At 73.4% G+C, this 23,520-nt stretch carries 22 protein-coding genes; 13 read left to right on the top strand and 9 right to left on the bottom strand.

The window, feature by feature from the left end; all coding sequences use genetic code 11:
- Positions 1-15 precede the first annotated feature (15 nt).
- Together O7600_RS09950 and O7600_RS09945 are read right to left on the bottom strand one after the other, a co-directional pair.
- Positions 16-1,434, bottom strand: a complete 1,419-nt coding sequence (locus O7600_RS09950; RefSeq protein ID WP_281593343.1) for a trehalose-6-phosphate synthase — start codon at positions 1,432-1,434, stop codon at positions 16-18.
- A gap of 171 nt (positions 1,435-1,605) precedes the next feature.
- Positions 1,606-2,442, bottom strand: a complete 837-nt coding sequence (locus O7600_RS09945) for a DUF308 domain-containing protein (protein ID WP_281593342.1) — start codon at positions 2,440-2,442, stop codon at positions 1,606-1,608.
- Positions 2,443-2,583: 141 nt separating this feature from the next.
- Between O7600_RS09945 and O7600_RS09940 the strand changes: the two genes are divergently transcribed.
- The gene (locus tag O7600_RS09940) at positions 2,584-3,276 is read left to right on the top strand and encodes a lysophospholipid acyltransferase family protein (protein ID WP_281593341.1); all 693 of its coding nucleotides are present in this window, start codon (positions 2,584-2,586) and stop codon (positions 3,274-3,276) included.
- A 16-nt stretch (positions 3,277-3,292) separates the two neighbouring features.
- On the opposite strand, the gene O7600_RS09935 is transcribed toward O7600_RS09940, so the two are convergent.
- Entirely contained in the window at positions 3,293-6,841 is a 3,549-nt protein-coding gene (locus O7600_RS09935) for an adenylate/guanylate cyclase domain-containing protein (RefSeq protein ID WP_281594115.1), read from the bottom strand.
- Positions 6,842-7,020: 179 nt separating this feature from the next.
- Here O7600_RS09935 and O7600_RS09930 point away from each other — a divergent pair, with 179 nt between their 5' ends.
- Positions 7,021-7,254, top strand: coding sequence for a hypothetical protein (locus O7600_RS09930; protein WP_281593340.1), 234 nt, complete (start codon positions 7,021-7,023; stop codon positions 7,252-7,254).
- Between the two features lie 56 nt (positions 7,255-7,310).
- On the opposite strand, the gene O7600_RS09925 is transcribed toward O7600_RS09930, so the two are convergent.
- Entirely contained in the window at positions 7,311-8,003 is a 693-nt protein-coding gene (locus O7600_RS09925; protein ID WP_013287664.1) for a Crp/Fnr family transcriptional regulator, read from the bottom strand.
- Positions 8,004-8,251: 248 nt separating this feature from the next.
- Here O7600_RS09925 and O7600_RS09920 point away from each other — a divergent pair, with 248 nt between their 5' ends.
- The 6 genes from O7600_RS09920 to O7600_RS09895 all read left to right on the top strand — a co-directional run bounded on the left by O7600_RS09920 (position 8,252) and on the right by O7600_RS09895 (position 12,153).
- On the top strand, positions 8,252-8,755 hold the full coding sequence (locus O7600_RS09920) for a polyadenylate-specific 3'-exoribonuclease AS (protein ID WP_281593339.1): 504 nt from the start codon (positions 8,252-8,254) through the stop codon (positions 8,753-8,755).
- Positions 8,756-8,811: 56 nt separating this feature from the next.
- Positions 8,812-9,315 (top strand): pyridoxamine 5'-phosphate oxidase family protein, encoded by a 504-nt coding sequence (locus tag O7600_RS09915; protein ID WP_099164252.1) that lies wholly within the window; start codon positions 8,812-8,814, stop codon positions 9,313-9,315.
- 178 nt (positions 9,316-9,493) lie between these two features.
- Positions 9,494-10,522: a 6-phosphofructokinase gene (locus O7600_RS09910; RefSeq protein WP_281594114.1), complete on the top strand. Its 1,029-nt coding sequence runs from the start codon at positions 9,494-9,496 to the stop codon at positions 10,520-10,522.
- Positions 10,523-10,608: 86 nt separating this feature from the next.
- Positions 10,609-11,421 (top strand): pyrroline-5-carboxylate reductase, encoded by an 813-nt coding sequence (proC, locus tag O7600_RS09905; RefSeq protein WP_281593338.1) that lies wholly within the window; start codon positions 10,609-10,611, stop codon positions 11,419-11,421.
- Positions 11,422-11,502: 81 nt separating this feature from the next.
- Entirely contained in the window at positions 11,503-11,853 is a 351-nt protein-coding gene (locus tag O7600_RS09900; RefSeq protein ID WP_099164254.1) for a DUF2203 domain-containing protein, read from the top strand.
- Positions 11,854-11,883: 30 nt separating this feature from the next.
- Positions 11,884-12,153, top strand: coding sequence for a GNAT family N-acetyltransferase (locus tag O7600_RS09895; protein WP_281593337.1), 270 nt, complete (start codon positions 11,884-11,886; stop codon positions 12,151-12,153).
- A gap of 43 nt (positions 12,154-12,196) precedes the next feature.
- Here the strand turns inward: O7600_RS09895 and O7600_RS09890 are convergent, their stop codons facing one another.
- Positions 12,197-12,880 carry an NADPH-dependent F420 reductase gene (locus O7600_RS09890; protein ID WP_281593336.1) on the bottom strand — a complete coding sequence of 228 codons (684 nt, stop codon included), beginning with the start codon at positions 12,878-12,880 and terminating at the stop codon, positions 12,197-12,199.
- A gap of 190 nt (positions 12,881-13,070) precedes the next feature.
- Between O7600_RS09890 and O7600_RS09885 the strand changes: the two genes are divergently transcribed.
- A complete protein-coding gene (locus tag O7600_RS09885; protein WP_099164256.1) occupies positions 13,071-13,877 on the top strand; it encodes an SGNH/GDSL hydrolase family protein in 807 nt (268 codons plus the stop codon).
- 62 nt (positions 13,878-13,939) lie between these two features.
- On the opposite strand, the gene O7600_RS09880 is transcribed toward O7600_RS09885, so the two are convergent.
- Complete coding sequence (locus O7600_RS09880) at positions 13,940-14,428, bottom strand: glutathione peroxidase (protein ID WP_281593335.1); 489 nt, start codon at positions 14,426-14,428, stop codon at positions 13,940-13,942.
- 143 nt (positions 14,429-14,571) lie between these two features.
- Here O7600_RS09880 and O7600_RS09875 point away from each other — a divergent pair, with 143 nt between their 5' ends.
- Entirely contained in the window at positions 14,572-16,209 is a 1,638-nt protein-coding gene (locus tag O7600_RS09875) for a glycosyl hydrolase family 18 protein (RefSeq protein WP_281593334.1), read from the top strand.
- Between the two features lie 66 nt (positions 16,210-16,275).
- Here the strand turns inward: O7600_RS09875 and O7600_RS09870 are convergent, their stop codons facing one another.
- Positions 16,276-17,250: an AraC family transcriptional regulator gene (locus O7600_RS09870; RefSeq protein ID WP_281593333.1), complete on the bottom strand. Its 975-nt coding sequence runs from the start codon at positions 17,248-17,250 to the stop codon at positions 16,276-16,278.
- A 208-nt stretch (positions 17,251-17,458) separates the two neighbouring features.
- Here O7600_RS09870 and O7600_RS09865 point away from each other — a divergent pair, with 208 nt between their 5' ends.
- The 3 genes from O7600_RS09865 (at position 17,459) to O7600_RS09855 (ending at position 20,493) form a co-directional block, all read left to right on the top strand.
- On the top strand, positions 17,459-17,944 hold the full coding sequence (locus tag O7600_RS09865; RefSeq protein WP_091573242.1) for a hypothetical protein: 486 nt from the start codon (positions 17,459-17,461) through the stop codon (positions 17,942-17,944).
- A 91-nt stretch (positions 17,945-18,035) separates the two neighbouring features.
- A complete protein-coding gene (locus tag O7600_RS09860) occupies positions 18,036-19,442 on the top strand; it encodes a 3-deoxy-7-phosphoheptulonate synthase class II (protein ID WP_281593332.1) in 1,407 nt (468 codons plus the stop codon).
- Positions 19,443-19,473: 31 nt separating this feature from the next.
- Positions 19,474-20,493: a GntG family PLP-dependent aldolase gene (locus O7600_RS09855; RefSeq protein ID WP_099164260.1), complete on the top strand. Its 1,020-nt coding sequence runs from the start codon at positions 19,474-19,476 to the stop codon at positions 20,491-20,493.
- A gap of 88 nt (positions 20,494-20,581) precedes the next feature.
- On the opposite strand, the gene O7600_RS09850 is transcribed toward O7600_RS09855, so the two are convergent.
- Positions 20,582-21,451 (bottom strand): deoxyribonuclease IV, encoded by an 870-nt coding sequence (locus O7600_RS09850; protein WP_281593331.1) that lies wholly within the window; start codon positions 21,449-21,451, stop codon positions 20,582-20,584.
- Between the two features lie 8 nt (positions 21,452-21,459).
- Positions 21,460-23,442, bottom strand: a complete 1,983-nt coding sequence (gene pknB / locus O7600_RS09845; RefSeq protein ID WP_281593330.1) for a Stk1 family PASTA domain-containing Ser/Thr kinase — start codon at positions 23,440-23,442, stop codon at positions 21,460-21,462.
- Positions 23,443-23,520: the final 78 nt, after the last annotated feature.

Below are 23,520 nucleotides of genomic sequence, written 5' to 3'. Positions count from 1 at the left end.
GCGCCGGGCGCCGGCTCAGCGGGGGGTGGGGCGGCGGCCCAGCAGCGAGCCGCTCTCCTCCAGCGCGCTCAGGTAGGACGCCGCCCACGCGTGGATGTCGTTGTGGGCCACGTGCTCCCGCATGGCGCGCATCCGGGCCGCGACGTCCTCGGGGCCGGCCCGCAGCGCGGCGAGCAGCCCCTGCTTCAGGCCGTCCAGGTCGTGCGGGTTGACCAGGTACGCCTGCTCCAGCTCGGCGGCCGCGCCGGCGAACTCGCTGAGCAGCAGCGCGCCGGTGCCGTCGACCCGGGCCGCCACGTATTCCTTGGCGACCAGGTTCATCCCGTCGCGCAGCGGGGTCACCGCCATCACGTCGGCGACCCGGTAGAGCGCGACCAGCTCGGCCCGGTCGAACGGCTGGGTGAGGTAGTGGATCGCCGGCTCGCCGACCCGGCCGAACTCCCCGTTGATCCGGCCGACCTGGTGCTCCACCCGGTCGCGCAGGATCTGGTACTGCCCGACCCGGTCCCGGCTGGGCACCGCCACCTGCACCAGCACGGTGTCGCGCACCTTGACGTCGCCGCTGGCCAGCAGCTCGCGGTAGGCCTTCAACCGCTGCTCGATGCCCTTGGTGTAGTCCATCCGGTCGACGCTGAGGATGACCTTGTCCGGCTGGCCGAGGTCCTGCCGCAGCCGGCGGGCCCGGTCGGCCACCTCGGGCCGGGCGGCGAGCGCGGACATCTCGGCGGTGTCGATGGCGACCGGGAACGCGCCGATGCGCACCACCCGGTCGTCGACGGCGATCCGCCGGTCGGTCGCGGACAGGCCCAGCACCTTGGCGGCGAGCTGGGCGAAGTTGTGCGCGGCCTGGGCCCGCTGGAAGCCGATCAGGTCGGCGCCGAGCATGCCGCGCAGCAGCTCGGCCCGGCGGGGCAGCTGCATGAACAGCTCCGGCGGCGGGAACGGCACGTGTAGGAAGAACCCGATCCGCAGGTCGGGGCGGAGGCCGCGGAGCAGGCCGGGCACCAGCTGGAGGTGGTAGTCCTGCACCCAGACCAGCCCGCCGGGCTCGGCCACCTCGGCGGCGGCCTCGGCGAACCGCTGGTTGACCCGCTGGTACGCCTCCCACCAGCGGCGGTGGTACTCCGGCTGCTCCACCGCGTCGTGGTAGAGCGGCCAGAGGGTGGCGTTGGCGAAGCCCTCGTAGTGGTCGCGGAAGTCCTCACCGGTGAGCGGGACGGTGTGCATCCGGACGCCGTCCACGTCGGGCAGGGCGGGCGCCGGACCGGTGCCGCCGGCCCAGCCGACCCAGGTGGCGGGGGTGTGCCGGAGCAGGGGGTGCAGGGCGCTCACCAGGCCGCCGGGGCTGCGGCGCCACTCGAAGGCGCCGTCGGGCGCCACACTGTCGTCGATGGGGAGGCGGTTGGCCACCACCACGAGGGGGCTCTGTCGCATCTCGGGCAATCCGCTCAGCAGGGGACCGGTGCCCGGAGGGGACGCAAGCCGGACAGCCGGTGCGGGAAGTGACGTTCAGCGGTATTCCTACTGACCGTAAGTTACACCCCTGTTACCCGGCGAGCCGGGGCGCGCGGCGTCCCGCGATCCGGGCGGCCGCTGTCCGCGGCCTCAGACCACCGCGCCGTTGTCCGGGTCGTCCTCGTCCCGGTCGCCCGGGCGCAGCCGCCACACGAGCATCACGAAGCCGGCCAGGATGCCGGTGAAGCCGAGCAGCGTCACCACCGACGGGTCGACCAGCGACACCACGGTGGGGGAGAGGAAGAGCAGGAAGCCGAGCACGACGCAGAGCACGCCCAGCACCGCGTACTTGGAGAAGCGCGGCAGCGGCGGCGGCGGGGGCGGCGTGAAGTGCTCCTCCTCGGCGTCGCCCGGCAGGTCGGCGCCGAACGTGTCCAGCCCGTCGAGCAGGGAGGGCTCGTCGGACCGGTCACGGCCGAGCGAGACGCCGGAGACGTCCGCCGCGTAGGGCAGCCGGCGCACGTCGGTGGCGGTCGGGCCGGCCGGCTCCTCGGCGCGGCCGGCGGTGGCGCCGGCCGGCGGGGCCGGGTCGTCCACGTCCTCGGCGGCGGGCCAGGGGTGGCTGCCCGCGGTCGGCGTGGTGTGGAAACCGGCCACGATCTTGGCCCATTCGGCCTCGATGTCCGGCTCGTCCGGGCGCGGCGGATCGTCGGACCCTTCGTCGGCGAGCTGGGTGAGGTAGTCGCGCGCGGTGGTCAGGTGGGACCGGTCGACGTAGAGCCGGTCGACCGGCCGGGCCGGCACGGTGGTGGTGCGGGTCACCGGATTCAGGTCGGCCGAGGGCTGCAGGTATGCGGCGATCCCGCCCGCGGCGAGCACGTCGAGCAGGTGCTCACCCACGCGCGGGTCGACGTCGCCCGCGACCGCGTACTCGGCCGCGTCGAGCCCGTTGTCCCGCCGTCCCCGACGGGGCCCGCCCCCTGACACCGGACACCCCCTTCGCCGTCGTGCTCTGAATCCTGACACGCCGGCACCCGGTTCCGGGAGTGCGTTGTGGCGTGCCGCTCGTGCTTCGTACCCTCTTCCCACACGGTCCCGCGCGTCGCCACCCCACCCGGAAGGACCCCGGTGCTGTACTGGCTGCTGAAGTACATCATCCTCGGCCCAGTGTTGCGGCTGGTCTTCCGCCCGCAGGTCGAGGGTCTGGAGCACGTGCCGGCGACCGGCCCGGTGATCCTGGCCAGCAACCACCTGTCGTTCTCCGACTCCATCTTCACACCGCTGATCGTGAAGCGAAAAGTCACCTTCATCGCAAAAGCCGAATACTTCACCGGCAAGGGCCTGAAGGGGTGGCTGACCAAGATGTTCTTCGTGGGATCCGGCACCATCCCGGTCGACCGCACCGGCGGCCGGGCCGCCCGGGCGGCCCTCGACACCCAGCTCCGGGTGCTGCGCGCCGGGGGCATCGCCGGCATCTACCCCGAGGGCACCCGCTCCCCGGACGGCCGGCTCTACCGGGGCAAGACCGGCGTCGCCCGGCTCGCCCTGGAAAGTGGCGCGCCGGTGGTCCCGATGGCCATGCTCAACTCCGACGCCATCCAGCCCACCGGGCAGATCGTGCCCAACCTCGGCCGGGTCCGGATCCGCTTCGGGCCCCCGCTGGACTTCTCCCGCTACGCCGGCATGGCCGGCGACCGGTTCGTCGAGCGGGCCGTCACCGACGAGATCATGTACGAGCTGATGGAGCTGTCCGGCCGCGAGTACGTCGACACGTACGCCCAGAAGGCGAAGGCCGCGCCCCGGGAGCCGGTGCCGGCCTGAGGCGCCCCGGGCCGCGTCAGCAGGCCATCGCCGGACCGGCGTCGGGCACCGGACGCCGGGCCAGCGCCAACAGCCCGGGGGCCTCGTTGCGCTGGGCGAACGCGTGCACCTCGGCCAGCGGCCCGGCCGCCCCGGGGTCGCCGGCCAGCGTCAGCTCCCCCACGGCCAGCGCCAGGGCCAGCATCCGGTCGGTGACGTCCGGGATCCCGGCGTAGATCTCCGCGCCGGCGAGGTGCAGCTCGGCGGCCCGGCGATGGTCGCCGTCCGCCGCCGCCACGGCGCCGGTGACCGTCCGCAGCGCCGCCTCCGACCAGGGCGTCCGGTGTCCGAGCCGGTCCAGCATCGCGCGCACCCGCACCGCCGCGTCCCGCCCGGACAGGGCTGCCGCGTACGCCGCCGCGGCGATCCACTCGCCGCTGGCCAGGGCCGGCACGCTCGACCAGGAGCCGGCCAGCTCGTCGACCAGCTCCGCCGCCTCCTCGGCCCGGCCCTGCAGCGCCCGGCAGAGCGCTGCCATGCCGAGCATGGTCCAGTGCGGGCGGTGGAAGCCGCTGCGCCGGGCGGTGTCCAGCGCCGCGGACACGTCGTCGCGGTACGCCGACCCGGTCGCCTCGGCGGCGCGGGGCGCGGGCGGCACCGGCTGGCCGCGCAGCACCCGCAGGCAGGACCGCAGGCCGCGCACCTGCATGTCCCACCCGCCGGTGGGGGTGTCCACGAACGCGTCGGCGGCGGCGAGCAGCCGGGCGAAGTCCCCGTCGAAGTAGGCCCGCATCGCCTCGCCGGAATAGCTCGTGGTCAGCGTCTGCGCGCTGGCCGTACGGGTCGGGCCGGCGGTCAGCAGCGCGTCGGAGCGGAGCCAGTCGCCCTCCTCGCGGACCGCGTACGCGAGGTTCTGCACCGCCCGGTGCAGCGCCAGCAGCTGCTGCCCCCGGCTGAACTCGACGATGGCGCGCAGGTCGTCCAGCCCGGACCGGTCACCGGCCTGGTAGCGGGCGGTGGCGGCGGTGACCCGGGCGTTGGTGCGGGTCTCGGTCAGGCCCAGCCGCTCGGCGATCTCCGCCGCGGTCTCAGCGGCGGACACCGCCGCGTCCCGCTCGTAGTTGAGCATGTGCAGCCGGCCCAGCTCGGCGTACGCGTCGGCCTTCTGCGAGCTGTCCGGCAGCGGCTCGAACAACCCCACCGCCCGGTCCAGGCAGGCCACCGCCGCCGTCCGGTCGGCGCGCAGCCAGGCGGCCTGGCCGAGCAGCGTCCACGCCCGGGCCGCGCAGGCGTCGTCGCCGTGCGCGAGCAGCCGGTCGGCCAGCGCCTGCAACTGCTCCGGCCCGCCGCCGGAGAGGAACGCGTTGCCGTCGCGGTAGAACGAGATCTCGGTGGCCAGCAGCTCCAGCTGCAGCCGGCCCACCGGGTCGCTGTCGTCGGCCAGGCCGAGCGCGCGGCCGGCGTGCGCGGCGGCGGCGTCCAGACCGTGCAGGGCGTACGCCCGCCGGGCCGCCCGGTGCAGCGCGGCGCGGGCCGGGCCGGCGTAGCGGTGTGTCGGCAGGCCGAGCGTGCGGGCGATCTCGTGGGCCGCCCAGCGGTGGTGGGCGAGGACCTCGGCCAGGTCGGTGTCCCGGGTCTGCGACAGCGCGTCCAGCCAGTCCGCGGTCCGCTCGTGTCGGGCCACCCGCTCGGTGCGGGGCAGCCGCTGGTAGCAGACGTCGCGGACCAGCACGTGCCGGAACCGGAACTCGGCCTGCCCGGCCATCGTGGACGCCGACTGCTCGTGGACGAAGTCGCGCTGCTCCAGCCGGCGCAGCGCGCGTTCCACCGACTCCACCGGCTGCCCCAGCGCGGCCGCGACCGCGCCGGGCCAGAACTGCACGCCGACCACCGAGGCGGCCAGCAGCACGGCCCGGTCCTTGGCGTCGAGCAGGTCGACCCGGTTGGCGATCACCGAGTGCACGCTCTCCGGCATCGGCAGGTCGAGGTGCTTCTCCAGCGACCAACCGCGCCCGGACTGGCGCAGCGCGCCCTGCTCGATCAGCATCCGGACGTACTCGTGGGCGTAGAGCGGGTTGCCGCCGGCCACCTCGACCAGCGGGGTGAGCATCTCGGCCGGGAACGCGGCCTGGCCGAACATGTGCGCGTAGAGCGACGCGATGCCGGTGTCCCGCAGCGGCGGCAGCGTGACGGTGACCGAGCCGGTGATCGTCCCGGCCCAGCTCGGGTCCCGGTCGACCAGCTCCGGGCGGGCGGTGCAGAGCAGCAGCAGCGGCACCTCGCGGGCGGCGGCGCCGAGCAGCTCGACGAAGCGCAGCATGGCGTCGTCGGCCCAGTGCAGGTCCTCGAAAACCAGCACGGTCGGGCGGCGGGCCGCGAGCGCCAGCAGGAACCGGCGCCACGCCGACTCCGCCTCCTCGGCCGGCAGCGTGGTGCCGGCCAGCCCGACCAGCGGGCGCAGCGCGTCCACCAGGCGGGTGCGTTCGGTGGGGCCGACCAGCTCGGCGACGGCGGCGGTGAGGCGCTGGGCCGCGGTGGAGGCGGGGTCGGTGTCGAGGATGCCGGCCTCGGTCTTGACGATGTCGGCCAGCGCGGCGAACGTGACGTTCTCGCCGAACGGCGGGCACCGCCCGGTACGCCAGGTCAGCGGCTCGTCGACCAGCCGGCCGGCGTGCCGGTGCAGCTCCCGGACCAGCCGGCTCTTGCCCAGCCCGGCCCGGCCGAACACGGTCACCACCTGCGGCAGCCGGTCGCGCAGCGAGCGGTGCAGCGCGTTGACCAGCAGGCCCAGCTCGTGCTCGCGGTCGATCAGCGGGGTGGTGTCCGGCTCCCGGTCGGTGGGTTGCCGGCGGACCGGGGCGAGTGCCAGCCAGACCTCGGTGGGGGAGGAGCGGCCGCGCAGGGTGACCGGCGGCTGCTCGTCGTAGCGGATGGCGTCCTTGGTCAGCGCGTGGGTGACGCCGCAGACCAGCACGCCGCCGGGCGGGGAGACCGACTGCATCCGGGAGGCGGTGTTCACCACGTCGCCGGCGACGATCGCCTGTCCGCCGTCGCGGGCCGCCGCCACGTCCACCAGCGCCTCCCCGGTGGCCACCCCGACCCGGAAGCGCAGCTCGTCGTGGCCGCTGGGGGTGAACCGGGTCAGCACCCGTTGCAGCTCCAGCCCGGCCCGGACGCACCGCAGCGCGTCGGTCTCGGTGGCCACCGGGGCGCCGAAGAGCGCCATGACCGCGTCGCCGATGTACTTCTCCACCACGCCGCCGTACTGCCCGACCACCCGGCGGGCGGCGGAGAAGAAGCCGGTCTGCATGCCGCGCACCTGCTCCGGGTCGGCGCGCTCGACGTACGGGGTGAAGTCGATGAGGTCGACGAAGAGCACGCTGACCCGGCGGCGGTCCTCCTGCGGCGTGGGCACCGGCTGCCGGGCGCCCGGTCGCGGCGAGCCACAGGTGGTGCAGAAGGCCACGTCGGTCGCGAGCGGGCGCAGGCAGTGCGGGCAGACGGCGCTCAGCTCGGCGCCGCATCCACCGCAGAACCGGTCGCCGTCGGCCGCGGTACGTCCACAACGGTCACACTGCGCGGAGATGACAGGCCTCCACTGGGTCGGTCGGCCGGTGTCGGCCGGGCGCCGCCCCCCGCGGCGTCACCGTGAGTATCCCGGGCGCCGCCAATGTCAGGTACCGGGCTGTTGGTTTGTGGACACTCGTCCGGGCGGTCGAGGGCCGCGTGCGGCGACTACATTCATCCCCGCCGGACGAGGACGACGTGACCAAGGGGGATCTCATGGTGTTCGTGAAGCTGGAGAGCGACTGGACCGACGGCGACGGCGTCGCCCACTCGGCGGGCGAGTCCGTCGACGTGGACGCGGCCACCCTGGCCACCCTGCAGGCCGAGGGCGTCGTCAGCGAGGGCTCCGCCGGGGGCAAGGACAAGAACGAGTGGGCCGGCCCGGGCAGCACTCCCAACGCCTGGGCGGGACCGGGCAGCGCCGGCGTCTGACCCACCGCGTACGACGAGGGCCGGGGCGTGTCGCCCCGGCCCTCGTCGCGTATCCGTCAGCGGTCGTTCATGCCGGCGCGGCGGCGCAGCGCGGCCACGTCGGTGACCACGATCCGGCGCCCCTCGGTGCGCAGCCAGCCGCGGCTGGCGAACGAGCCGATGGCCTGGTTGACGCTCTGTCGCGAGCCGCCGGCCATCTCGGCGAGCTGGCTCTGGTTCAGCTCGATCGTGATCATCGGGGCCTGGCTCTCGCCGGCCAGCCGGACCAGCGTCTTGGCCACCCGGCCGGGCAGGTCGAGGAAGACGTGGTCGGCGTTCTGCTCGGTGAGCCGGCGGATCAGCTGGCCCAGCGAGCGCATCACCGCGTCGAGAATGCGCGGGTTGGAGTGGACCAGCTCCATGAAGGCGGGCCGGGACAGCGCCAGCGCGGCGCAGTCCTCGATGGCCTCGGCCGAGGCGGACCGGGTCGAGGCGTCCAGCAGGGAGACCTCGCCCAGCACGTCCGGGGGTCGGATCACCGACAGCACGGCCCGCTCGCCGGTGGGCGCGGTGCGGAACACCGCCACGGCGCCGCGACGCAGCACGATCAGCGACTCGCCGGGGTCGTTCTCGACGAAGAGAAGTTGCCCCTTGCGGTAGGTGCGCGGGACGGCGGCGGCGATGACCCGCTGGCGCACCTCCGGCTCCAGCCCGGCGAACATCTCCACACCCGTGAGCGCGTCACCCGGCTCCGGCAGGCGAGACTCCACGGCCCAACCCCTCCCCGGTCAGAAGTCACCACTCGCACACCGGGTGAAGCTGTCAGTCCCGGCAAGAAGCAGCTCAACCGGTTCGGCGCCCGACGGCGGTACACATCAGATCATGACGCCCCCGTCGCGTGCTGTACACCCCTGGAAACACTTCCGTGACCATGCCCGGTCTGCCGGCGGCACCGCGCCGACCTCGGCGGACGCCCCGGCGACGACCCCGCGACGGTGATGGGCGAGGATGGGGGGCGATGGTCTACCGCTATTTCTACGACTGCGAATTCATCGAGGACGGCCGCACCGTCGACCTGGTGTCGATCGGCGTCGTCGACGAGTACGGCCGCGAGTTCTACGCGGTCTCCACCGAGTTCGACGACTCCCGGGCGGTGCCCTGGGTGCGGCGCAACGTGCTGGACAAGCTGCCGTCGCCGGCCGACCGGGCCTGGCGCTCGCGCGAGCGGATCCGGGACGACCTGCACGAGTTCCTGCTGGCGCCGGTGCGCGAGCGCCCGGGCGAGCAGCTGGAGCTGTGGGCCTGGTACGCGGCGTACGACCACGTCGTGCTGGCCCAGCTCTGGGGCGCCATGCCCGCGCTGCCCCGGGAGATCCCCCGGTTCACCAAGGAACTGCGCCAACTCTGGGACGACCGGGGGCGGCCCCGGCTGCCCGACGCCGAGGCGGACCGGCACGACGCGCTCGTCGACGCCCGGCACAACCTGGCCCGCTGGCGGGCGATGACGGCTCGGGAGGTTTGACCCGTTCCGCCCGGGGCACGGGAGCGGCATCACGCCGATCCGAGACGGGAGTGCCCATGAGCAACGAGCCGACCAACGCCGCCGAGGCCCGCGGCCGGGTCACCGAACTGATCCGGGACGCCCGGATCTGCCTGCTCACGACCAGCGCGGTGGACGGGCGCCTGGTCAGCCGCCCGATGGGACTGCAGGAGGCGGAGTTCGACGGGGACCTCTGGTTCTTCGCCTACGCCGACTCGGCCAAGGTCCGTCAGATCCGGGTGAACCCGCAGGTCAACGTCGGCTTCTCGGACCAGCGGCACAACGCCTGGGTGTCGGTGGCCGGCACCGCCACCGAGGAGTGGGACCGGGCGCGCGCCGAGAAGCTGTGGAACCCGTTGCTCAAGGCGTGGTTCCCGGACGGCCTGGACACGCCCGGCATCACGCTGATCAAGGTGCACGCCGGTTCGGCGGAGTACTGGGACTCGCCGGGCAGCACGGTGGTCAACCTGCTCGGCTTCGCCAAGGCGGCGGTCACCGGGAAGCCGCCGAAGGCGGGGGAGAACCACGAGGTCAGCTACTGACCGGTAGCCGGTCCGGGGGTCGGGACGGGCCGGGGCGCGGTGTCGGCGCGCACCAGCGACGACTACAGTTCGCACTGACGGCCCGCCCCGGGCCGGCAACGGCGCCGATGGTCTGATCTGACACATATCCTGGGGCTTATCCGGGCTTCACCTGATGCTCCAGGAGGATGAGCAGATCATGCGTATCGGCGTGCTCACCGGCGGCGGCGACTGCCCAGGTCTCAACGCGGTCATTCGGGCGGTGGTCCGCAAGGGCGTCGCCACCTACGGTCACGAGTTCGTGGGCTTCCGGGACGGCTGGAAGGGCCCGCTGGAGGGCCTGACGAAGCCGCTGGGCATCGCGGAGGTGCGCGGCATCCTGCCGCGCGGCGGCACCATCCTCGGCTCCTCCCGGACCAACCCGTTCAAGATCGACAACGGCGTGGAGCGGATCAAGGAGAACCTCGCCGCCCAGGGCGTGGACGCCCTGATCGCGATCGGCGGCGAGGACACCCTCGGCGTCGCCACCAAGCTCCACGAGCTGGGCGTCAACGTGGTCGGCGTGCCGAAGACGATCGACAACGACCTCGGCGCCACCGACTACACGTTCGGCTTCGACACCGCGGTCAACATCGCGATGGAGGCGATCGACCGCCTGCACACCACCGCGGAGAGCCACCACCGCACCCTGGTCGTCGAGGTGATGGGCCGGCACGCCGGCTGGATCGCCCTGCACGCCGGCCTCGCCGGCGGCGCCAACGTGATCCTGCTGCCGGAGCGGCAGTTCGACGTCGAGCAGGTCGCCGGCTACGTCGAGAAGCGCTTCCAGCACCAGTACGCGCCGATCGTCGTGGTCGCCGAGGGCGCCCAGCCGCTGGACGGCCAGATGGTGCTGCACAACCAGGAGCTCGACTCCTTCGGCCACGTCCGTCTCGGCGGCATCGGCCAGTGGCTGGCCGAGCAGCTGGAGGCCAAGACCGGCAAGGAGGCCCGCACCGTGGTGCTCGGGCACATCCAGCGCGGCGGCACCCCGACCGCGTTCGACCGGGTGCTCGCCACCCGGCTCGGCCTGCAGGCCATCGACGCGGTGCACGAGGGTGACTGGGGCAAGATGGTCGCCATGCAGAGCACGGACATCGTCCGGGTCCCGCTGGCCGAGGCCACCCGGGAGCTGAAGACCGTGCCGCTGGAGCGGTACGCCGAGGCCGAGGTCTTCTTCGGCAGCTGAGGTGTAAGGAGGGGCCCCCTGTTAACGCCTCGTGCATAGCAGGGGCCCCCTCTTAACAGTTGTCGGAGCGGGACGAGGAGGCACGGGTGGGCGGGCACACGGTCGCGGTGATCGGCGCGGGCAAGATCGGCGAGCTGATGCTCTCCGGGCTGCTCCGCTCCGGCTGGCCGGTCGAGCGGCTGCTCGCCACCGCCCGGCGCCCCGCCCGCGCGCAGGAACTGACCGACCGCTACGGCGTGCGGGTGGTGGACAACCCGACCGCGGTCGAGGAGGCCGACGTGCTGGCCGTCTCCGTCAAGCCGCAGGACGCCGCCGCGCTGCTCGACGAGATCGGCCCGAAGGTCCCCGCCGGCAAGCTGGTGATCTCGCTCTGCGCCGGCCTGCCGACCGCCTTCTTCAACCGGCGGCTGCCCGAGGGCACCCCGGTGGTCCGGGTCATGACCAACACCCCGGCGCTGGTCGACGAGGCGATGAGCGCCATCTCGGCCGGCGCGCACGCCACCGGGGAGCATCTGGCCCTGGCCGAGGAGATGTTCTCCCCGCTCGGCTCGACCGTCCGGGTGCCCGAGTCCCAGCAGGACGCGGTCACCGCGCTCTCCGGCTCCGGCCCGGCCTACTTCTACCTGCTGGTCGAGGCGATGATCGACGCCGGCATCCTGCTCGGCCTGCCCCGCCAGGTCGCGCACGAGCTGATCGTGCAGACCGCCATCGGCTCGGCGGTGATGCTGCGCGACTCCGGCGAGCACCCGGTGAAGCTGCGCGAGGCGGTCACCTCACCGGCCGGCACCACCATCTCCGCGATCCGCGAGCTGGAGAACCACGGCGTACGCGCGGCCATGCTGGCGGCGCTGGAGGCGGCCCGCGACCGCGCCCGCGAACTGGCCGCCCAGGCCGACTGAGGCGCAGGGCGGAGCCCGCGATCGACAGCTCGGGGTCACCGGGTGCCGCCTTCGGGTCACGTCGTGCCCCATACTGGCCCGGTGTTCACTCTCGCCCAGGCGCGACACCTGGTCGCCACGCTGCGGCCGCGCGTCGACGAGCTGATCCGGCACCGGGCCGACCTCGCCGAGCTGCGGGTCGACCTGGCCGACCACGGCGCCAGCGCGCTCGGCGGCCTCGCGGAGGTGAAGGCCCTGGAGGCCCGGCTGCACGCGGTCGTCGAGGAGTTCCACCAGCACGGCATCGAGGTCAAGGGGATCGCCCCGGTGCTGCTCGACTTCCCCGGCGAGCGGGAGGGGCGGGCGGTGCTCTGGTGCTGGCTGGAGGGGGACACCGACGTCCGCTGGTACCACCGGGTCGAGTGCGGCTTCGCCGGCCGCCGCCCGGTCTGAGCCGCGGGCACCTCGTTGGCGGCGTGCGCGGTGGGCACGGTCGAGCGACGGCTGGGTGGCCCGGACGATCCGAGCGGTCTGGTCGGGTACGTCGTCAACGTGAGCGCCGACCCGGCACACCGGCGGCGGGGCCACAGCCGCGCGTGCGTCACCGCGCTGCTGGCCTGGTTCCGGCATCGGGGCGTACGCCGGGTCGACCTGCGGGCGTCGGCGGCCGGTCGGCCGCTCTACTGTGCGCTGGGCTTCCGGGAGACCGCGGACCCGGCGATGCGGTTGACCCTTCCCGCCGAGGTGGACTGAGCGTCGGGCCGGCGGGCGGCCCCGCCGGCCCGGCGTCCGTCCGTCAGCTGTCCGCGTAGCGGCGGGCGGCGGCGAGGGCGGCGCGCAGCCGCTGCGCGTCGACCGGTCCCGGCCGCTCCCAGTCGCCGTCCGTGGCGTAGAGGCCCGCGTACGCGCTGGTGTCGCGCTGGAACCGCCAGCCCTCGGCGAGCGGCCCGACGTCGACCGCGTCGTAGCCCAGTGAGTCGAGGAACGCCGTGACGGTGGCCTTGGCCCCGTCGTCGTCACCGGCGATCGGCAGGGCGGTCCGCTCCGCCGCGCCGGCCGGGCGGCCCAGCACCCGCAGGTGTGCGAAGTAGATGTTGTTGAAGGCCTTGACCACGTGCGACTGCGGCAGGTGCCGCTGGAGCAGTTCGCTGGTGGTGGTCGACTCGTCGTCCAGTTCTGGGAAGCTCCCGTCACGCTCCGGGTAGTAGTTGTTCGTGTCGATCACGATCTTTCCGGCGAGCGGTGCCGTCGGCACCTCGCGGTAGGCCCGCAGCGGGATCGTGACGACCACCAGGTCGCCGGCGGTCGCCGCCTCGTCCGGGGTGGCCGCACGGGCCCGGGGGCCCAGCTCGGCCACCAGGTCCCGCAGCGTCTCCGGGCCCCGCGAGTTGCTGAGCACCACGTCGTGGCCGGCGTCCACCGCGAGCCGGGCCACCGTGCCGCCGATGTTGCCGCTGCCGATCAGTCCCACAGTCGTCATGTCCGATGCCAACCCCGGCGGGACGCGGCCGCATTCCCTGGCGAAATCCTTCAGCTGCCTACGCATGGCCGGCAACGATTTGTATGGACAAGTCTCTATCTACTGGGACTGCAAATCGGTGATCTTCCATGCATGGTGATCTCATTGATATCTATCTCTCACCACCACTTCCCACCCCCAGGAGTGCGACGTGCGGAGATCCCGTCTTGCCACCCTCGCCCTGTCCCTCGCCACGTCGATCGGGGTCGCGCTGACCCTGGCCGCAGCGCCCGCCCAGGCCGCCCCGTCCGACCGGTACGTCGCGCTCGGCGACTCGTACGCCTCCGGCGTCGGCGCCGACAGCTACACCTCCGAGAGCGGCAACTGCCTGCGCAGCACGAACGCCTACCCGGCGCTCTACAACGCCAACATCCGGCCCGCCTCGTACCGCTCGGTCGCCTGCTCCGGCGCGACCACCGCGGACGTCATCAACAGCCAGCTCTCCGCGCTCTCCTCGACCACCACGCTGGTCAGCGTCACGATCGGCGGCAACGACGTCGGCTTCGCCTCGATCATGAGCACCTGTGTGCTCCAGGGCGAGACCCAGTGCGTGGCGGCCGTGGAGTCGGCCATGAACATCGCCCGCACGCAGATGCCCGGGCGACTCGCCAACGTCTACAACGGCATCCGGAACCGGGCGCCCTCGGCCCGGGTCGTGGTGGTCGGCTACCCGGTCTTCTACCAGCTCGGCACGACCTGCGTCGGGCTCAGCGCCACCTCGCGCGCGAAGATCAACGAGGGCATCAACCTGCTGGACGACATCACCCGGACGGCCGCCACCTCGGCCGGCTTCACGTTCGCCGACGTCCGGTCCATCTTCGTCGGGCACCAGCTGTGCAGCTACGGCACGAAGTGGCTGCACGCGTTGAACGTGCTGAACCTGACCGTCTCGTACCACCCGACGGCCGCGGGTCAGTCCGGCGGCTACTACCCGGTGTTCCGGTCCGCCGCCGGCTGACCGGCCCGTCGAACCGCGAGCGGCATGCCTCCGGTGGGAGGCATGCCGCTGCGCCGTGCTCCTCAGGCCGGCAGGACCTTCTCGATGGCCGCGCGCAGCTCGGGGTCCTCGGGCGTGACCTGCGGGCCGAACCGGGCGGCCGCCGAGCCGTCCGGCGCGACGAGGAACTTCTCGAAGTTCCAGCGCACGTCGCCGCTGTGCCCCTCGGCGTCCGGGGTGGACACCAGCGCGGCGTAGAGCGGGTGCCGGTCCGGCCCGTTGACGTCGACCTTCTCCGTCAGCGGGAACGTCACGCCGTAGTTCACCTGGCAGAACTCCTCGATCTCCGCGGCGCTGCCCGGCTCCTGGCCGGCGAACTGGTTGCAGGGCACCCCGAGCACGGTCAGCCCCCGGTCGGCGTACCCGTCGGCGAGCGCCTGGAGGCCCGCGTACTGCGGGGTGAGGCCGCAGCGGGAGGCCACGTTGACCACCAGCAGGGCGCGGCCGCGGTAGCGGTCGAGGTCGGCCGGGCCGCCGCTGAGGGCGTCGATCTGCACGTCGAAAACCGTCATGCGACGAGGCTACGGGCCGTCGCGCCGATCGTCCCGCGCCACCCGTGAAATAGACGCATCTACATCTTGACGAAGTGATGACGCCGTGAGTAGCGTCTCAGCAATCAATTTGGAAAGTTTCCTAACTATTGGGGAGACGCCGTATGAAGAGATCGCTCCGCCGGGCCCTGTGGGCCGGCGCCGTGGTCGCGCTCGCAGTCGCCGCGGTGCCCATGACCACCGCGTCGGCCGCCGGCAGCGTCACCGCAACGTTCACCAAGGTGCAGGACTGGGGGACCGGCCACGAAGCGCGGGTGACCGTCACCAACGGCACCGGCGCCAGCGTGAACGGCTGGCGCATCGAGTTCGACCTGCCCTCCGGGACCGCGATCAGCAGCTCCTGGGACGCCGACGTGACCCGCAGCGGCAACCACTACGTCGCGGTCAACAAGAGCTGGGCCGGGACGCTCGCCCCGGGCGCCAGCTTCAGCTGGGGCTACAACGGCAGCGGCGCCTACAAGGGGCCACTGAACTGCACCGTCAACGGTGGATCCTGCGCCGGTGGCGGCACCCCGCCGACCACGACGCCGCCCACCACGACGCCGCCGACGACCACCCCGCCGACGACGACGCCGCCGACCACCACGCCGCCGACCACCACCCCGCCCACCACGACGCCGCCCACCGGCGGCAAGAAGGTGGTCGGCTACTTCGCCGACTGGGGCGTCTACGGCCGCAACTACCACGTCAAGAACATCCACACCAGCGGCTCGGCCGCGAAGCTGACCCACATCCTGTACGCCTTCGGCAACACCACCGGCGGGCGGTGCAGCATCGGTGACAGCTACGCCGACTACGACAAGGCGTACACCGCGGCGGACAGCGTCGACGGCGTCGCCGACACCTGGGACCAGCCGCTGCGGGGCAGCTTCAACCAGCTGCGCAAGCTGAAGAAGATGTACCCGCACATCAAGGTCATCTACTCGATCGGCGGCTGGACCTGGTCGGGCGGCTTCACCCAGGCCGCGCAGAACCCGGCCGCGTTCGCCGAGAGCTGCTACAACATGGTCGAGGACCCGCGTTGGGCGGACGTCTTCGACGGCATCGACATCGACTGGGAGTACCCGAACGCCTGCGGTCTCACCTGTGACAGCAGCGGCCCGAACGCGTTCAAGAACGTGATCGCCGCGCTGCGGAGCAAGTTCGGCTCCTCGGCCCTGGTCACCGCGGCGATCACCGCCGACGGCAGCAACGGCGGCAAGATCGACGCCACCGACTACGCCGGCGCCGCGGCGAACCTCAACTGGCTGATGCCGATGACGTACGACTACTTCGGCGCGTTCGCCGCCCAGGGGCCGACCGCCCCGCACTCCCCGCTCTACTCGTACAGCGGGATCCCGCAGCAGGGCTTCTGGTCGGACGCGGCGATCCAGAAGCTCAAGTCCAAGGGCGTGCCGGCCAACAAGCTGCTGCTCGGCGTCGGCTTCTACGGCCGGGGCTGGACCGGCGTGACCCAGACCGCACCCGGCGGCAGCGCCACCGGCGCGGCGCCCGGCACCTACGAGGCCGGCATCGAGGACTACAAGGTCCTCAAGAACACCTGCCCGGCCACGGCCACCGTCGGTGGCACGGCGTACGCCAAGTGCGGCAGCAACTGGTGGAGCTACGACACCCCGGCGACCATCGGCGGGAAGATGAGCTACGCCAACACCCAGGGCCTCGGTGGCGCGTTCTTCTGGGAACTCTCCGGAGACACGAGCAACGGTGAGTTGATCAGCGCCATCAAGGGCGGTCTCGGCTGAGCCGAGGGCCGACGCACCACCCACCCGGCGGGGAGGGGCCGCACCGGCCCCTCCCCGCCCGCGTGGTCAGCCCCGCACGGCCCGTTCCCGGTGCTCGCGGGGCGACGACCCGTAGGCGGCCCGGAACGCGCGGCTGAAGTGCGCCGGGTGCGCGAACCCGCACCGGGCGCCGATCTGCGCGACGCTCAGCCCCCGCAGCCTCGGGTCGGCCAGGTCCCGCGCCGCCCGCTCCAGCCGGCCGGTCCGGATCAGCTCGCCGACCGTCGTACCGGTGCCCTCGAAGAGTCGGTGCAGCGACCGCAACGACAGGTGGTGCGCCGCCGCGACGGCGGCCGGGGAGAGGTCCGGGTCGGTCAGGTGCCGCCGGACGAACGCCGTCACCCGGGCCCGGAGCCCGGAGACCCGGACGTCGACCGGCAGCTCCCGCTCGACGTCCAGCAGCCCCGCCAGGGCGCCGGCGATCAGGTCCAGGGCGACCCGGTCGAGGTGCGGGGCGTCGGCCGGCGCGTACTGCTCCGGGTGCGCCACGATCCGCCGCAGGAACGCCGCGAGCAGCGCGCCCATCCCGGTTCGGGCCGGGATGCCGGCGGCGCACAACCGCGTCAGTCGGTGCGGGGCCAACGGCAACGCCCGGTGCGGCACCAGGGCGGTCAACGTCTCCACCGCCCCCGGCGTCGCGCCGTCCGGTCGCAGCCGGGAGCCGTGCGGCCGGACGGTGTCGACCAGGGCGAACGCGGACGGGTCCAGCGGTGTCTCGTGGCGCTGCTGGGTCATCACCCCACGCCCGGACAACGGCAGGGCGAGCTGGTACAGCTCCGGGTCGCCGCTGTCGATCAGGTGGGCCGGGCGGGTGAACTCCAGCGACGGGTAACGCCAGACGCCGAGGCGGATCGTGCCGAGGTCGACCACGCGGGCCGAGGCGGTGAAGTCGTCCGCGTGCGCGCTGCGGATGGTGGCGGTCGACGACTGCCGGGCGACGAGATCCTGCCAGAAGTCGAAACGCTCGGCCGGTGGCAGCCACGCGGTGTCGACGGATGTCACGGCGAGGATGGTCCGTCACCTCCGGGGATGGCGCGGTCCGCTACCGTCCCGCGACCCGAGACTATCGATCCCCGGCGGCTGCCGCGGATCGAGGTGCGTGCCGGGCCGGGCGATCGGGACGAGGGCGCGGGACGGCGTCGGCCGGGGCGCCGGTCGGTGTGTCAGACTCGGTGGCCGGGCAGCCACGATGCCCCGATGGGAGGAACCGATGGGTCAGCAGCACCGGAGGGCGGCGACCGCCACCGTCCTGCTCGCGCTCCTGCCGGTCGCCCTGACCGCCTGCGGCGACGACGGGGCCCCCGGGGGAGCCACTCCCGCGGCGCAGCAGGCGCCGGCGCAGGAGGCGGCCGCCAAGAGTCGGGAGCGGGTGCAGGCATACCTGGACGCGCTGGCCGCCCGCGACGCCGCCGCCGGCCGCAGCCAGCTCTGCGCGCCGATGCAGGCCGCGTTCGACGCCGGGGCCACCGGTCCGAACGGCGACTTCGCCGATCACTTCACGGTGCCGCAGGCCACCATCACCGACGTCCGGTCCGGGCCGCACGGCCAGGAGGTCAGCGCCACGGTCACGGTGGCCGCCGGGTCCCGCACCGCGACCCGCGCGCTGCTGTTCACGGTCACCCGCACCGGCGCCGACTGGTGCATCTCCGGCGAGACGCCGGGCGGCCGGACCGCCCAGCCGACCGTCTCGCCCTGACCCGGGCGCCGATGTGGCGCTGATCTCCCAACCACCGGAACCGTCCCCCTCGGCGGCGGGCGGCCTCGACGGTCGCCGTACGCTTTCCTTCATGCGCCATGAGTGGCATCAGCTGAGTCACCCCGCCGTGGGCAGCCCCGGTCTGCAGACCAGCCGCCCGACCGCCGACTCCGCCGAGGACGCTGCCCTCGGCCTGGACCGATGGCGGGAGCTGCCACGCGCGCAGACCCCGCCCTGGGCCGACCAGGACCAGGTCGCCGAGGTCTGCACGGTGCTGGACACGGTGCCGTCGGTGGTCGCGCCCTACGAGGTCGACCAGCTGCGGCAGCGGCTGGCCCTGGTCTGCGAGGGCAAGGCGTTCCTGCTGCAGGGCGGCGACTGCGCGGAGACCTTCGCCGACAACACCGAGAGCCACCTGCTGGCCAACGCCCGCACCCTGCTCCAGATGGCGATCGTGCTCACCTACGGCGCGTCGCTGCCGGTGGTCAAGGTGGCCCGGGTCGCCGGGCAGTACACCAAGCCCCGGTCGCTGCCCACCGACGCGCGCGGGCTGCCGGCCTACCGCGGCGACATGATCAATTCGCTGGAGGCCACGCCGGAGGCGCGGGTCGGCGACCCGCAGCGCATGATCCGGGCGTACGCGAACTCGGCCGCCGCGATGAACATGCTCCGGGCGTACCTGGCCGGCGGGCTCGCCGACCTGCACGCGGTGCACGACTGGAACAAGGACTTCGTGCGGCAGTCGCCGGCCGGGGAGCGCTACGAGGCCATCGCCCGGGAGATCGACCGGGCGCTCGCCTTCATCCGCGCCTGCGGGATGACCGACGACGAGGCGCTGCGCACGGTCACGCTCTACTGCTCGCACGAGGCCCTGGCCCTGGAGTACGACCGGGCGCTGACCCGGATCTCCAACCGCAAGGCGTACGGCCTGTCCGGGCACTTCCTCTGGATCGGCGAGCGGACCCGCCAGATCGACGGCGCGCACATCGACTTCATCTCCCGGATCGCCAACCCGATCGGGGTCAAGCTCGGCCCGACCACGACGCCGGACGAGGCGATCGAGCTCTGCGAGAAGCTCAACCCGGACAACATCCCCGGCCGGCTCACGCTGATCAGCCGGATGGGCAACCACCGGGTGCGCGACGCGCTGCCCCCGATCGTCGCCAAGGTGACCGCCGCCGGGGCCAAGGTCGTCTGGCAGTGCGACCCGATGCACGGCAACACCCACGAGTCCTCCAACGGCTACAAGACCCGGCACTTCGACCGGATCGTCGACGAGGTGCTCGGCTACTTCGAGGTGCACCGCGGCCTGGACACCCACCCGGGCGGCCTGCACGTCGAGCTGACCGGCGAGGACGTCACCGAGTGCCTCGGCGGCGCCCAGGGCATCGAGGACCTCGACCTGCCCGACCGGTACGAGACCGCCTGCGACCCGCGACTGAACACCCAGCAGTCGCTGGAGCTGGCCTTCCTGGTGGCGGAGATGCTCCGTGGCTGACGCGAGGAGTGAGCTTGCGAGGAGTGTGGACGTGATCGATCTTCGGTCGGACACCGTGACCCGGCCGACGCCGGGGATGCGGGAGGCGATGGCCACCGCCGAGGTGGGTGACGACGTCTACGGGGAGGACCCCACCGTCGCCGCCCTCGAGGCCGAGGTGGCCGCCCGGTTCGGGCACGAGGCGGCGCTGTTCGCCCCGTCCGGCTCGATGGCCAACCAGATCGCCCTCCAGCTCCACGTCCCGCCCGGCGACGAGCTGCTCTGCGACGCCGACGCGCACGTGGTCACGTACGAGATCGGGGCCGCGGCCGCGTACGCCGGAATCTCGTCGCGGACCTGGCCGGCGGTCGGCGCGGAGATCGACCCGGACGTGGTCGCCGGGATGGTCCGGCCGGACGGCTACTTCGCGGTGCCCACCCGGGCGATCGCGGTGGAGCAGACGCACAACCGGGGTGGCGGCGGGGTGATCCCGCTGTCGACGCTGCGCCGGCTGCGGGAGGTCGCCGACGCGCACGGGCTCGCCCTGCACTGCGACGGCGCCCGGATCTGGCACGCGCACGTCGCCGACGGGGTGCCGCTGGCGGAGTACGGCGCGCTGTTCGACACCCTCTCGGTCTGCCTGTCCAAGGGCCTCGGCGCGCCGGTCGGCTCGCTGGTCGTGGGCAGCGCGGAGAAGATCGCCCGGGCCCGGTTCCTGCGCAAGCGGATGGGCGGCGGCATGCGGCAGGTCGGCATCCTCGCCGCTGCGGGCCGCTACGCGTTGGCGCACCACGTCGAGCGGCTCGCCGACGACCACGCCAAGGCCGCCCGGCTGGCCGAGGCGGTCGCGCCGCACGGTGTGCTCGCGACCGTGGTACGCACCAACATCGTGCCGCTCGACCTGACCAAGCACCCGCTCGACGCGCCCGCCCTGGCGGCGGCCGCGCGGGCGGAGGGCCTGCTGATCTCGGTGCTCGGCCCGCGTACGGCCCGACTGGTCACCCACCTGGACGTCACCGACGCGCAGGTGGACCGCGCCGCCGAGACCCTCGCCACCATCCTCCGCGCCTGACCCCGCGCTTCCTTCGATGATCACGGAGTTTGCGTCGGCGCCGGCGCGAACTCCGTGATCACGAAGCTGGTCGGCCCCGCCGGGCCGGTCAGGGGTGGAGGCGCTTGAGGGTGGCGATGTCGGCGGCGTGGCCGACGTGCTTGTCCGTCGGCGTCTCCACCAGCACCGGTACGCCCGCGGTCGCCGGGTGGCGCATCAGCTCGGCGAACGCCGGCTCGCCGATGCTGCCCTTGCCGATGTTCTCGTGCCGGTCCCGGGTGGAGCCGCACAGGTCCTTCGAGTCGTTGGCGTGCACCAGCCGCAGCCGGTCCGCGCCGACGGTGGCGACCAGCGTGTCCAGCGTGGCGGTCATGCCGCCCTCGGCGGCCAGGTCGTGCCCGGCCGCCCACGCGTGACAGGTGTCGAAGCAGACGCCCAGCATGGGGTGCCGGTCCACCGCGTCGAGGTAGGGGCCCAGGTGCTCGACCCGCGAGGCCAGTGACCGGCCGCCCCCGGCGCTCGGCTCGACCAGCAGCATCGGCCCGCCGACCGCCGCCGCCTCGTCCAGCAGCGGGAGCAGCGACTCCCGGACCTGCCGCAGGGCCGCCTCCGCGTGCCCGGCGTCGACTGCGCTGCCGGCGTGGAACACCACACCCTCGGCGCCGATCGCGCGGCCCCGCCGCAGCGCGTGCGCCAGCGTCTCCGCCGACCGGGTGACCGTGGCCGGGGTGGGGGAGCCGAGGTTGACCAGCAGCGAGGCGTGGATGAACACGGGCAGCCCGCGTTCGCCGCAGCCGTCCCGGAACAGCGCGTCCTGCGCCGGGTCGCCCGCCGGCAGCGCCCAGCCGCGCGAGTTGGAGACGTAGACCTGCACCACCTCGGAGGCGGCCGCCTCGGCGTACGGCAGTGCCGCCCGGGCCAGGCCGCCGGAGGTGGGCGTGTGCGACCCGACCCGCCGGCGCTCGCTCCTCGCGTTCATATCTGCGCTCACAGGCAGGTCACCGTGACCGTCGTGCCCGGCGGCACCGGCGTGTTCTCGGCCGGGTTCTGCAACCGGGCCACGCCGTTCGGGTTGAGCTGGATGTTGACCGGGAAGCCCTGGCTCTCCAGCGTCTGCTTGGCCTGCTGGCAGGGCATGTCGATCACCCGCGGGACGGCGACCTGCGCCGGGCCCTTGCTGATCTCCAGCTTGACCTTGGCGCCCTTCTCCACGCCGGTGCCGTCGGCCGGGCTCTGACCGAGGATCTCGTCCTTCGGCTTGTCGGAGTCCTTGTAGTTCTCCTCCGGGGTCAGCCCGAGCTGCCCGAGGATCGTCCGCGCCTCGTTGACGTTCCTGCCGACCAGGTTCGGCACGCTCACCGGGGCGCGGCCCTTGCTGAGGATCAGCGTCACCTTCGACCCGGGCTTGACCACCGTGCCGACCTTCGGGTCGGTGGCCAGCACCACGCCGGCCGGCAGCACGTCGTCGTAGCGGGAGGGGCCCTTGGCCGGCACCAGCTTGAGGCCGGTCAGCTCGGCCTGGGCCAGCTCGAAGTCCTTTCCCACCACGTCCGGCACCGGCAGCCGCTCCGGGCCGAGCGACAGGGTCAGCGTGATCGTGCCGCCCTTGACGATCCGGGCGGCCGACGCCGGCGCCTGCCCGAGCACGGTGTCCTTCGGCACCTTCTCGTCGTGGCGGGGGTCGGCGTAGCGCAGCGTGAAACCACCGCGCTGGGCCTGCGCCTCCGCCTCGGCCTTGGTCAGGCTCACCATCTGCGGCGCGACCGTGTAACGGCCGACCCCGAACCACCAGCCGCCGATCGCCGCCACGAGGCCGAGCACCACGACCGCCGCGGCGACGGCGAGGCGCCCGCGCGGCGAGCCCATGACCCGGGCACGCAGGGCGGACAGCCGTGCGCCCAGCCCTTCCGGCTCGTCGGCCCGACGCCGGTGCGGGCGCTGCCCGCCGCTCTCGGGCAGTCGGGCCCACGGGGGCCGCTCGGCGGGCCGGACCGCGGCCACCACCTGCGTCGGCTGGCTCAGCACCGCCGTGTCGTCGCTCACCCGGCGCAGCACCGCGGTGTGCGCGTGCGGGTTGCCCAGTTCGTCGCGAGCCGCCTGCACCTCGGTCAGCAGCGCGCCGGCGTCGGCCGGGCGGGCGGCCGGGTCGCGGCGGGTGGCCCGGGCGACCAGCGCGTCCAGGACCGGCGGCAGCGCCGGGACCAGGGTCGACGGGGCCGGCACGTCGCGGTCGACGTGCTGCCAGGCGACCTCGACCGGCCGGTCGCCGTCGTAGGGCACCCGGCCGGTGAGCATCTCGAACAGCACGATGCCGGCGGAGTAGACGTCGGTGCGCGGGTCCGCGTGCCCCTGGGTGACCAGCTCCGGTGCCACGTAGGCGACGGTCGCCATGAGCTGGTTGCCGTTCTCCTCCTCGGCGCTCGCCTCGACGGCCCGGGCCAGCCCGAAGTCGGCCACCTTGACCACGCCGTCGACCAGGTTGCCGCTGCCGCCGGTGGGCGCCTCGGCGACCAGCACGTTCTCCGGCTTGACGTCGCGGTGCACGAGACCGGCGCGGTGCGCGGCGGCGATCGCGGCCAGCATCTGCTCGGCGATCGCGAGCGCCTCGTCGGGGGCGAGCCGGCGCCGCTCGGCGAGCACGTCGCGCAGGGTCCGGCCGCGGACGTATTCCATCACCAGGTAGGGCAGGCCGGCGTGGATCCCCTGGTCGTAGACCGCGACGACGTTGGGGTGGGTGAGCCGGGCGATGGTCTTGGCCTCGTCGGTGAAGCGCTCGACGAAGCCGGCCATCCGGGCCCGCGCCTGCGGCGCCTGGGTCGGGTGAATGATCTTGACCGCCACGGTGCGCTCCAGGCGCTCGTCGGTGGCGGTGTACACGGTCGCCATGCCGCCACGAGCCACGCGACCGCGAATGCGGTAGCGCCCGTCGATCAGCGAGCCCAGCAACGTGTCGGCGACCTGTGTGTCCATCGGCAGGCAGTCTATGTGTCGGGACGGTGAAGGTTGAACAGGATGCTACCGCCGGGTTCGGACGAGGGGGGACCGCCG

Source organism: Micromonospora sp. WMMA1998 (genome assembly GCF_027497375.1).
Classification (GTDB): domain Bacteria; phylum Actinomycetota; class Actinomycetes; order Mycobacteriales; family Micromonosporaceae; genus Micromonospora; species Micromonospora sediminicola.
Note: the sequence above shows the minus strand (reverse complement) of the source record. Positions and strands in the feature narration are given on the sequence as shown.